Annotated in this window: 9 protein-coding genes; 5 read left to right on the top strand and 4 right to left on the bottom strand. The window is 35.0% G+C overall.

The window, feature by feature from the left end; translation table 11 throughout:
• Positions 1-82 precede the first annotated feature (82 nt).
• On the top strand, positions 83-1,306 hold the full coding sequence (locus MWH30_RS12650) for a glycosyltransferase family 4 protein (RefSeq protein ID WP_248664458.1): 1,224 nt from the start codon (positions 83-85) through the stop codon (positions 1,304-1,306).
• Here MWH30_RS12650 and MWH30_RS12645 read toward each other — a convergent pair.
• Positions 1,303-1,962, bottom strand: a complete 660-nt coding sequence (locus tag MWH30_RS12645) for a PHP domain-containing protein (protein ID WP_248664457.1) — start codon at positions 1,960-1,962, stop codon at positions 1,303-1,305. The genes MWH30_RS12650 and MWH30_RS12645 overlap by 4 nt on opposite strands.
• 105 nt (positions 1,963-2,067) lie before the next feature.
• Entirely contained in the window at positions 2,068-2,649 is a 582-nt protein-coding gene (locus MWH30_RS12640) for a hypothetical protein (protein WP_248664456.1), read from the bottom strand.
• 235 nt (positions 2,650-2,884) lie between these two features.
• On the opposite strand from MWH30_RS12640, the gene MWH30_RS12635 reads away from it, so the two are divergent.
• Positions 2,885-4,231, top strand: coding sequence for an alanine/glycine:cation symporter family protein (locus tag MWH30_RS12635; protein ID WP_248664455.1), 1,347 nt, complete (start codon positions 2,885-2,887; stop codon positions 4,229-4,231).
• 110 nt (positions 4,232-4,341) lie between these two features.
• Here the strand turns inward: MWH30_RS12635 and MWH30_RS12630 are convergent, their stop codons facing one another.
• Positions 4,342-4,998, bottom strand: coding sequence for a DUF4652 domain-containing protein (locus MWH30_RS12630; RefSeq protein WP_248664454.1), 657 nt, complete (start codon positions 4,996-4,998; stop codon positions 4,342-4,344).
• A gap of 797 nt (positions 4,999-5,795) precedes the next feature.
• Positions 5,796-7,145, bottom strand: coding sequence for a PGN_0703 family putative restriction endonuclease (locus MWH30_RS12625; RefSeq protein ID WP_248664453.1), 1,350 nt, complete (start codon positions 7,143-7,145; stop codon positions 5,796-5,798).
• A gap of 499 nt (positions 7,146-7,644) precedes the next feature.
• Here MWH30_RS12625 and MWH30_RS12620 point away from each other — a divergent pair, with 499 nt between their 5' ends.
• The 3 genes from MWH30_RS12620 to xth all read left to right on the top strand — a co-directional run bounded on the left by MWH30_RS12620 (position 7,645) and on the right by xth (position 9,443).
• Complete coding sequence (locus MWH30_RS12620; RefSeq protein ID WP_248664452.1) at positions 7,645-8,145, top strand: hypothetical protein; 501 nt, start codon at positions 7,645-7,647, stop codon at positions 8,143-8,145.
• A gap of 72 nt (positions 8,146-8,217) precedes the next feature.
• Positions 8,218-8,661 carry a gamma-glutamylcyclotransferase family protein gene (locus MWH30_RS12615; protein ID WP_248664451.1) on the top strand — a complete coding sequence of 148 codons (444 nt, stop codon included), beginning with the start codon at positions 8,218-8,220 and terminating at the stop codon, positions 8,659-8,661.
• Positions 8,662-8,675: 14 nt separating this feature from the next.
• A complete protein-coding gene (gene xth / locus MWH30_RS12610) occupies positions 8,676-9,443 on the top strand; it encodes an exodeoxyribonuclease III (protein ID WP_248664450.1) in 768 nt (255 codons plus the stop codon).
• Positions 9,444-9,607: the final 164 nt, after the last annotated feature.

The raw sequence follows: 9,607 nt of genomic DNA, 5'->3' as shown, positions 1-9,607 counted from the left end.
CGATTGCATCCTACACAATTGTAATCCTGTGAAATTGTGGTCTATAGTTAGTTTTGTATAGATTTTTATAAGCAGGATAGTCATGAAAAAAATACTTCACATTCTAACTCAAAGACCAGAGCAAACAGGTAGCGGAATTTATTTGCAGTCTTTATTACAGGAGGCTGATAAAAAGGGATATCAGCAAGCAGTAATTGCTGGTGTGCCTGAGCAAATGGCTCAGGTGGATTTAGGTCAGATTGATTTAAATAACTTTTACCCAGTTAAGTTTGAAAGTGAGCAACTCCCTTTTCCGGTGGTGGGGATGAGTGATGTAATGCCTTATCAAAGTACTAGGTTTAAGGATTTAGATGAGCAGATGTTAGATAGCTATCTTGAGGTCTTTAAAGAAAAAATTAGAGAAGCTGTGCAAGAGTTCAAGCCGGATTTGATTATTGCTCATCATCTGTGGCTAGTGACTTCTTTAGCTAGACAATCAGTGCCGGAAATTCCTTTACTGGCTATCTGTCACGGGACAGGCTTGCGGCAGTTAAAGCAGTTGCATAGGTTTAGAGACTATGTAGTGTTAGGCTGTAGGGAAGTAGATACTATTTTTGCCTTGACTGAGCATCAAAAAGAGGAGATCAGTCAGCTTTATGCTATTGATGAGGAGAGGATAGTGGTGATGGGTAGTGGTTATAATAATGAGTTTTTTTACATAGACGGATCGAAAAGAGAAGAGCAGCCTATTAAATTAGTTTATGTGGGCAAGATGAGCTATGCTAAAGGGGTTAGGTCTTTACTTAGAGCTTATAATAGTTTGGAAGTAGCTGAAGAGCTAGAGTTAATTTTAATTGGCTCGGGAAGTGGAGTTGAAGCGGAGAAAATTAAGCAGTTAGCTAAGGATTGTACTCGACCTATTACTTTTACCGGGGCCCTACCCCAGTCTAAAGTGGGAGAAATCTTTAGAAAAGCCGATATTTTCTGTTTAGCCTCCTTTTATGAAGGCTTAGGCTTAGTACTAATGGAGGCTTTGGCTTCAGGATTGAGAGTAGTAAGCAGTGATTTACCGGGAGTTAAGGAGTGGCTGGGCCCGATTATAAATAACAGCGGAGTTATCGAATATGTAGAACTACCTACTTTAAAAGAAGTAGATATTCCGGTAGAATCAGAACTACCGGACTTTGAAAAGAGATTTAAAAAAGCTATTGAAAAGCAGATAAGTAAGCTGGGTGAGGATCATTATTTAGAGGATGAAGAGTATTTAGAAGCTGTAAGTTGTTTTTCCTGGTCAGGTCTGCTAGCGAGAATGGAAGCTTACTTTTAAAGTTGAACTAATTGTGCTTGCGGATAGCTCTGAGGTGCTTCAATCTTTTGAAAACTATTATTATGGTAGATAGCCGGAGAGACTTCTTGCTTCTTAACAGCGGTGATGAAGTCTTGGCGATCTTTGATTTCAGTTTCAAAATGACTAACATACTTGCCGATGCGTGAAGCCCGATGAGCATCGCTAGCTCCTAAAGCAGCTAGATTTAACTCCTGGCTTAAGTGATAGGCTTGGAGATTAGCTTCAACTACGGTACTACCGTTGAGAACCTCTATTCCGTGTAGACCTTGGAGCTCCTTGATTTTATTCCCCAGACCGCGACCGTTATCCCGAAAAGGATGGGCAGCGATAGCCACTCCTCCCTCAGCATTGACTAAATCGATTAGCTGTTGAGCCGGTAGTTTTGCCGGCGGTAGTTCTTCTAAACCAAAGACCAGTATATCCCCTTTCTCAGTCAATACTTCCGCTCCAACTATAATTAAAAAATCGCTGCTTTGAGATAGCTGTTTTGCTTCTGCTTGAATTTGATGACTATCATGGTCGGTGATACATACTCCATCCAGACCGATACTTTTAGCTTGCTGTACTACTCTAGCCAAGGAAACATGGCTGTCGTGAGAGTACTTACTCTCGTGAATATGAATATCTATTAACATAGGGCTGTCCCCCTTAAGTTGCAAATTATTAGTTGCTATTATATTAATTATAAGCTTACCTTATGAATAAGTCAAGAGATTATAACTATATAGTTTTCGTTTTTCTTAAGAATGTTCAATCTTATAATCTAAGCTTTTTAAAATCCTTAGTCCTATATTCATAGCCCAATCGATAGCTTTTTTATCTACTTCCGCTCCCTGAACAGTTTTATTTAAAAGTTCTATTAATTCACTTAATACGCTCTGTTCATTAGTTGTTATAATTTCTTTTTTCTCAAATAGAGCAAGTAGTTTACTTGCATTTTTAAACTTAGGACTTATATTATTAAGTTTAGCAATTTGATTTAATCTTTTTCCTAATTCAATACGTAAGCCTGCTAAGGCGAGGTTAGGGTCCTGCTCAACTATATACTGGAAAGAACAATCTAAATCATCGATATCAGCTTCATCAGCAAGAAGGCCAGCTTTATCTGCTTTATCTGTTGCGCTTTCTAAATCTTCAAACCTGATTTTAACTCCGCCAGGTAACTTAAGAGACTTTAAAACTGGTGCTAGCCAAGGAGCAATAGCAATTATAAAAAAGCTTAGCCCAATTACATCTATTGAATACTTTGGAGAAATAACATGGATACTTCCTACTATTAAAGCAGTTAAACTAATAGCAATTTGGGTAATTAATGCTGCCAAAATACTTCCTCCTAAATCACTTAATTATTCAAATTGAGCCTTTGATTAATATATTCAAGTATAATCGGAAAAATTCCGTTTTGATTAAATTATAAAAATTTATCTTATTGCAGGATTATAATAAGCTAGTATGGAATAGCTAAAGGGAGGTAATTTAAGAGCTTAGAAGTCTTATTGAAAGCGGTGAGTTGAAGTTTGGATGATCTACTAAATCTTAAAAAGAAGGAGAATGATAATGGAGGAATTATTTAATTATTTAAGTGGTATTGTTTGGGGGCCCGTATTAATTATTATATTAGTAGGTACAGGTGTCCTGATGACTATTAGAACTAATCTAATTCAATTAACTAAACTTAAAGAGTCTTTTGCAGTCTTGATCGGTCAGCGGGATGACCCGGATGATGAGGGAGAAATTAATCACTTTCAGGCTTTAAGTGCAGCTTTATCGGCTACTATCGGGACTGGGAATATTGCCGGAGTAGGAACTGCGATTGCTATTGGCGGGCCCGGAGCAGTAATCTGGATGTGGGTTACAGCAGTTTTTGGAATGGCTACTAAGTTTTCTAGCTGTCTTTTGGCTCAAAAATATAGAGTGATTAATGAAGATGGCACTGTTAGTGGTGGGCCGATGTACTACTTAGAAGAAGGTCTAGGTCAAAAGTGGTTAGGGGTACTCTTTGCTATCTTTGCTGCTATTGCTACTTTTGGAATTGGGAACATGGTACAGGCTAATTCGGTAGCTGAGCCTTTGGAAGCCAGCTTTGGGATTCCCAAACTGTTAACAGGAATTATTTTAGCAATTATTGTAGGCTTAGTAATTGTTGGGGGAATTAAAAGAATAGGTAAGGTAGCTAGTAAGGTAGTCCCTTTTATGGCTGTAATTTATTTTTTAGGTGCTTTGCTAGTTATTTTAGCTAATATTACTGAGGTTCCAGCAGCCTTTGCTTTTATGTTTAGACAGGCAGTGAATCCGACGGCGGCTGTAGGTGGCTTTGCTGGAGCTACGGTCTTAAGGACTCTCCAAATGGGAGTAGCGCGAGGTATTTTCTCCAATGAAGCAGGTTTAGGTAGTTCCCCCATGGCTCACGCAGCAGCTAAGGCTAATAACCCGGTTCACGAGGGTTTAGTAGCTATGTTAGGGCCTGCTATTGACACTTTAATTGTCTGTAGCATGACGGCTTTAGTAATTGTGATTACTGGCGCTTGGGATAGTGGTTTGACCGGAGCAGAACTGACCTCTAGTGCCTTTGATCAGGGTCTGCCGGGCCCGGGAGGCTGGATAGTTTCTTTTGGACTGATTTTCTTTGCTATTTCAACAGCAATTAGTTGGTCTTATTATGGAGAGCGCTGCATAGACTATCTATTAGGTAAGAAGTTTATCAATATCTATCGGTGGATCTTTATTATCGCCTTGCCGGTAGGAGCAGCAGTGGAGTTAACATTGGTCTGGTCTATTGCTGATGTAGCTAATGGCTTGATGGCTTTCCCGAACTTAATTGGTATTTTAGCTTTGTCGGGAGTAGTAGTTAAGGAAGTTAAGGAGTACTTTGCAAAGCAAGCTGAAATTGAAAGTGGAGTGTAATAGCAGCGGGCCCTATTCGAATAGGGCCCGCTACTCTTTTAATGGTATTCCTGATTTTAGTTTATTCAAGAGAGTCGATGAGTTTACAAGAGCAAGTAGTAGCTTAATTATTAAGAGTTAATCATCAAGTCTTCATAATTAAAAGTAGTTTGCTTATCTATAAACTCCATAAACTGATCATCCCATTCAATGATATCAACTGTAATTTCTTTTTCGTTAATATGCACATCAACGATTTCTTCGTATGGCTTTTCAGCTTCCTTGATTAAAGATAGTTGCTCTGTTTTTAGGTCATATAAATATAGATCTCCACCTCTACTTACTGTACCGACTCCAAAGCCTATAATTGTCAATAATCGTTCGTTATCTAACCATTTAATAACCTTAGCTGTATCGTTTTTTTCAACACCAACTTTAATTATCTTATTACTTGTTTCATTCTCAATATCATACAGGTAAACATCTCCTTTTAGTTCAAATTCAAAGGGAGATATATAGGCGAATTTCTTTTGATCAGGAGCCAGAACAGGATAAGAAGCAAACTCATCTTTATTTATGTCGTTAAGCAGTGTTAGTTCCTCTGCTCTTTTAACTAATATAGAGCGTTCGTCGCTATAATAGATAGTACTAGCTGCTACTTGATAGCTTTTATTATATACTTTCCCTTCATATTCTAGTACTTCACTGGTTGTATCTTTCACTTCGCTAGAACATCCTACTAATAAGACTGTGACTGCTATTAGGATAGTAAAAACTAATCTTTTCATGTTATAATCATCTCCTTGCTTAGTCTATTTGACAATAGACAGCTTAAATCCTATCTATAATCAAATTTTAATAAAGTAAAAATTAGCAACTGACCTGTTTTTGATATTTTAGCTAATTTATGTGCCGGGGATCAAAGAAGCAGGTTGGATTAGCGTAGAGATTGACGGGCCCAGAGTTTGTTATTGTTTAGAAGAAGGAGTTTTTGAAAAGTATCAAGAATTGATTAAAAAGTTAAAATAAGAAAAGTTTTTTGCTAATGATTAATTAGTTAGATCAGTTAAACTTGAAATTGAAAAGTTTGATAGAGAGGGTAGGGTGATTATAGCTCATTATCATCACTCTACTTCACTTAATATTTATTTTCCTAATTGCAGGAGCAGTCAAGAGCGGAGTATAAGTTGGAATTCTTTGAAGAAATATTATTGTGAAGTATTGAGAACAAAGTAATTAAAACTCTGAAAGCAGGGAGTAGAGGCAAGCGGGTGATGTTTTTAATTGCCTCAGCTATTTACTCTGGGGAGCCAATATTAATCGGCGGATTATAGATAACATTGAGCAGGCGGGATTGGAAGTGGTGGAGGAGAATGACTTGTGCTTTGATATTGTGAAGGAGATTATTTTCAGTCCCTGATTATGCATTCCTTAAGCTAGATTTTGCTAAGTTATATATTTTGTACTCATGAGTAGTTAAAGTCAGAGTCAAGTTCAAAGACAATTTGACTCTGACTAATTTCTGACCAAACATTAAAAGCCAAGTTTAAAACTACAATCAAGCTTAAATTAAAGCTCATAAATTTTAAGTATTATAATTACGGCATTTTCTAAGAATACAGGCTCTATGATCTTCTCTACACCAGGCTACCCAATTATTATTACTTTTAGAAAAGATAAGTGCTTGTTTACAGTCAGTAGGAAAGATAAGTGCTTGTTTACAGTCAGGTTGATTATAATTTTTGCTGGCAATCTTTTTGAGTTGTTCATCTAATTTTTGAATTTCTGAAAGGTTTAAGTATCTATTTTTAAAATCCTTAATCCACTTTTTATCTTGGGGAAATAAACTGGTACCAATTCTGGATATTCCAAGTATTTTTTGATTACTAGATTTACTTTCTAGATCTTTGATAAAATTATCTAAAGTTACTTTTTCTAATTCTTTAACAAATTCCTCCATAATTACTGCTTTGAAGTATGTTTTCTTTGATTTATTAAGTTTAGATTGATAATGCTCAATGACTTCTTGACATTCTTCATTTTTTTCGGGATAAAGAATTACAAACAACCCATCCTTGAAAGAATTTTCTTCAGGATAATTATAGTTTTTTTCATCTTTTCTTGCTCCTTGTACTGATGCTAGAAGGCTCATTGTTAGCATATGATTTCTCCATGTTTGTTCAATTTTATTTTGTGTATTACCTTCCCATAGGTCTTTAGGGTTTGAATCTTCAGAGTTTGAAATATCTTTATTGAATATCTTTTTAGCTTTCATTATACCAAATATATTTTCATATATTTTTTCGTGGTATTTATAGTAGGTGTCGCTATCTATCATATTTTCACTGTACTTAACTTCAATTCCAATAAAGCCGTTTTCGCAATCAATATTCTTAAACTTTACAAAAACATCAAAAGCAGTTCCGTCATCTGTATATTTTTCTTCTCCTCGATCCGGAGAATATTCAAATTTAATATGTGTTATTTCGTTGATCTCTAATTCGGGAAATAAATTTTTGAATGTTTCATTAACTATTGCTTGATATTCATCTTTTATTTTATAATTATCTTGGCTAACGAATTCTCCAAAGAGATTAAATGTTAAAGCTTGACTTCTCATAGTATTAAATCTTAATAATTCTTCATCTATTAATTCATCGTTATCTTGATTTAATACAGAGTCAACTATTTTACCAATATAAGTAGTTAAAAAATTATTATTATAGTCAGAACACTTATTATAGTCTAATTTATGCCCTTTATTTCCTGGTTTATATTCGGAGTTATCTGTATAAAGATCAAAATTAGCATACCCTTTATTTTCTCTCCAAATACTCTGCCTTGCCATTGCATTAGCAGTAAAAATTGTCTGATGTTCAAGGTATACTCCATCAAGTTTAAGCAACTTCCATAAGTCTTCAGATAATTTGTCCATAATTTAAACCTCCTCGTATAATATAGTTAAGACATTACCACTCTACAATAATTATTTTCTTTATCAAATATTGGTAGATAATCACCTCCAATGTTAAATATAGTGCTTTCATCTAGGTACAGATTTATAGTTAGTTATAGGTAGTTGGTATATTTGATTATAATATATATTTTAGTAGCTGTCAAGGTGCAGATTTAAAGCTACTATAGTTATAGGTCGTTGGACGTATTTGATTATAACTGTATCATACTTCTGAAAAGGTATCAAGAGGTATGAGCTACTTTTTCTGATAATATCGTACCTACTCTCTAAAATATCAGAAAAAGGCAAAGTAGTTAAATAGACTATTTCTAACAAAATTCAAGGATATAAAGCAACTTGGAGTTGAATTGAAGAGATAGGAACTATTAACTTAAAAAATTTAAGTTGACAAAAAACAAGATATAAGATAAGATAATGATGAGATATAATCATATAACTGAGGAGGTTAATTTAAAATATGTCCAATAAAAAAATAAATGCTACGAAAGGTAGAGAAAACATTGCAGGTGAACGATATAGAGAAATACGAGATCTTATTAATGAAAATTCTGCACATCCTTTTAAAGATATAATTGGAGAAATAGCTGGTATTTCTCCAGGAAGTTATTATAATTATACTTCTAAGAAGAGTGATAAATATGGAAAAGTTAGCCTATATACAGTGAAAAATTTAAGTTCCTTTTTTGAGTTACCTCAAGGTATTTTTGATTGTACACTTGATTTTGATGAAAATGCTAAAGAGAGAATTTGCCAAGTGATAAAAGATAAGTTTGGTGATTATAATCAAGCTAATTTAGTTCAAAAAAAGAATGTTACTGAAGATTTAATTACTCAAACTAAAAACTTATCAAAGAAATTAACAAATGAAGATGATTTAGATACTTTGAAAAAATCATTGGCCATCTTAGAAAGTACTATTAATATAATTAAAAACAAAATTCAAATTTCAAAACTTTAATATTAAAGCCTAATTAATGAAAAGGAATTTTAACTGTTGATATCTAATTTTTAATAGGAAAGGGCGTGAAGGATGGAGAGCTTAAAATATTTTGCTTACGGGAGTAACTTAGATCAGGAGCAGATGAAGGAGAGATGTCCCGATAGTCAAGCTTTAATAGCAGTCAAACTGGAAGATTATAAATTGCTTTACCGGCGGGGAGTGGCTACTATTGAAAAGTCGCCGGGAGATCTGGTTTACGGAGCAATTTATGCTATTTCTGAGCGGGATCTAGCTAATTTAGATCGTTATGAGGGCTATCCCGATTATTATCAGCGCCAGACCTATCAATTAAAGAGGCTGGATAATGGAGAGTTCATCGAAGCTATAGGTTACTATATGGAGGCTGAGAAGTTTGAAAAGTCTCCTCCAAGCGAGGATTATTATCAAATAATCGAGAGGGGATATAGAGATTGGGAGTTACCAGTTGAACATCTGCAAGAGAACTTAAGTAGTTTTCGTAATAGTATGGAATAGGAGTTGATTTAGCAATGGAGATTTATTCATGGAATGTGAATGGTATCAGAGCCGTCAAGAGAAAGGGTTTTTTAGATTGGTTGGCTGAAACTAAGCCGGATATTTTAGGCTTGCAGGAGATTAGAATTCAGCCTGAGCAGTTGACTAAAGATTTAAAAGAGATTGATGGCTATTATACATACTTTAATTGTGGTGAAGTAAAAGGATATAGCGGAGTTGCTATCTATACCAAGGAAGAGCCGGAAAGTGTAGAGTATGGAATCGGAGTTGAGAGGTTTGATAGAGAGGGGAGGGTAATTATAGCTCATTATCCGCAGTTTACTCTACTTAATATCTACTTTCCTAACGGCAGGAGTAGTCAAGAGCGTTTAGAGTATAAGCTGGAGTTTTATGAAGCAATTTTGGATTATTGTGAAGGTTTGAGAGAGGAAGGGAAGAGCTTAATTGTCTGTGGTGACTATAATACGGCCCATCAAGAGATCGATCTTAAAAATCCCGAGGATAACAGAGATAAGTCTGGTTTTCTGGATATTGAAAGAGAGTGGATAGACAGATTTATTGACCATGGCTATATTGATACTTTTAGATACTTCCATCCAGAAGAAGTAAAGTATTCCTGGTGGAGCTATAGAACGAGAGCCAGGGAGAGAAATGCTGGCTGGCGTATTGATTATCATTTTGTAAGTGAGAATTTAATAGAGCAGGTTAAGGGGGCCGATGTTTTAACAGAGGTGATGGGCTCTGACCATTGTCCGGTATTTTTGGAGTTGGAGAATGGATAATAGTTTAGAATCAGTTTGTGAGTTTGATATTAGAACTTTATTAATGTTTTGTTTCGTTCAATTAATAATTAACAATGAATAATTAATCCTCAATTCGGCAAGTAACCAAAAACTAAATATTATTTGTATATCACCTTCTTTAAAAGAGAAGATAAAGAATCTCT

The sequence above is a fragment of the Fuchsiella alkaliacetigena genome, from assembly GCF_023227765.1.
In the GTDB taxonomy this organism is placed as follows: Bacteria; Bacillota; Halanaerobiia; order Halobacteroidales; family Acetohalobiaceae; genus Fuchsiella; species Fuchsiella alkaliacetigena.
Note: the sequence above shows the minus strand (reverse complement) of the source record. Positions and strands in the feature narration are given on the sequence as shown.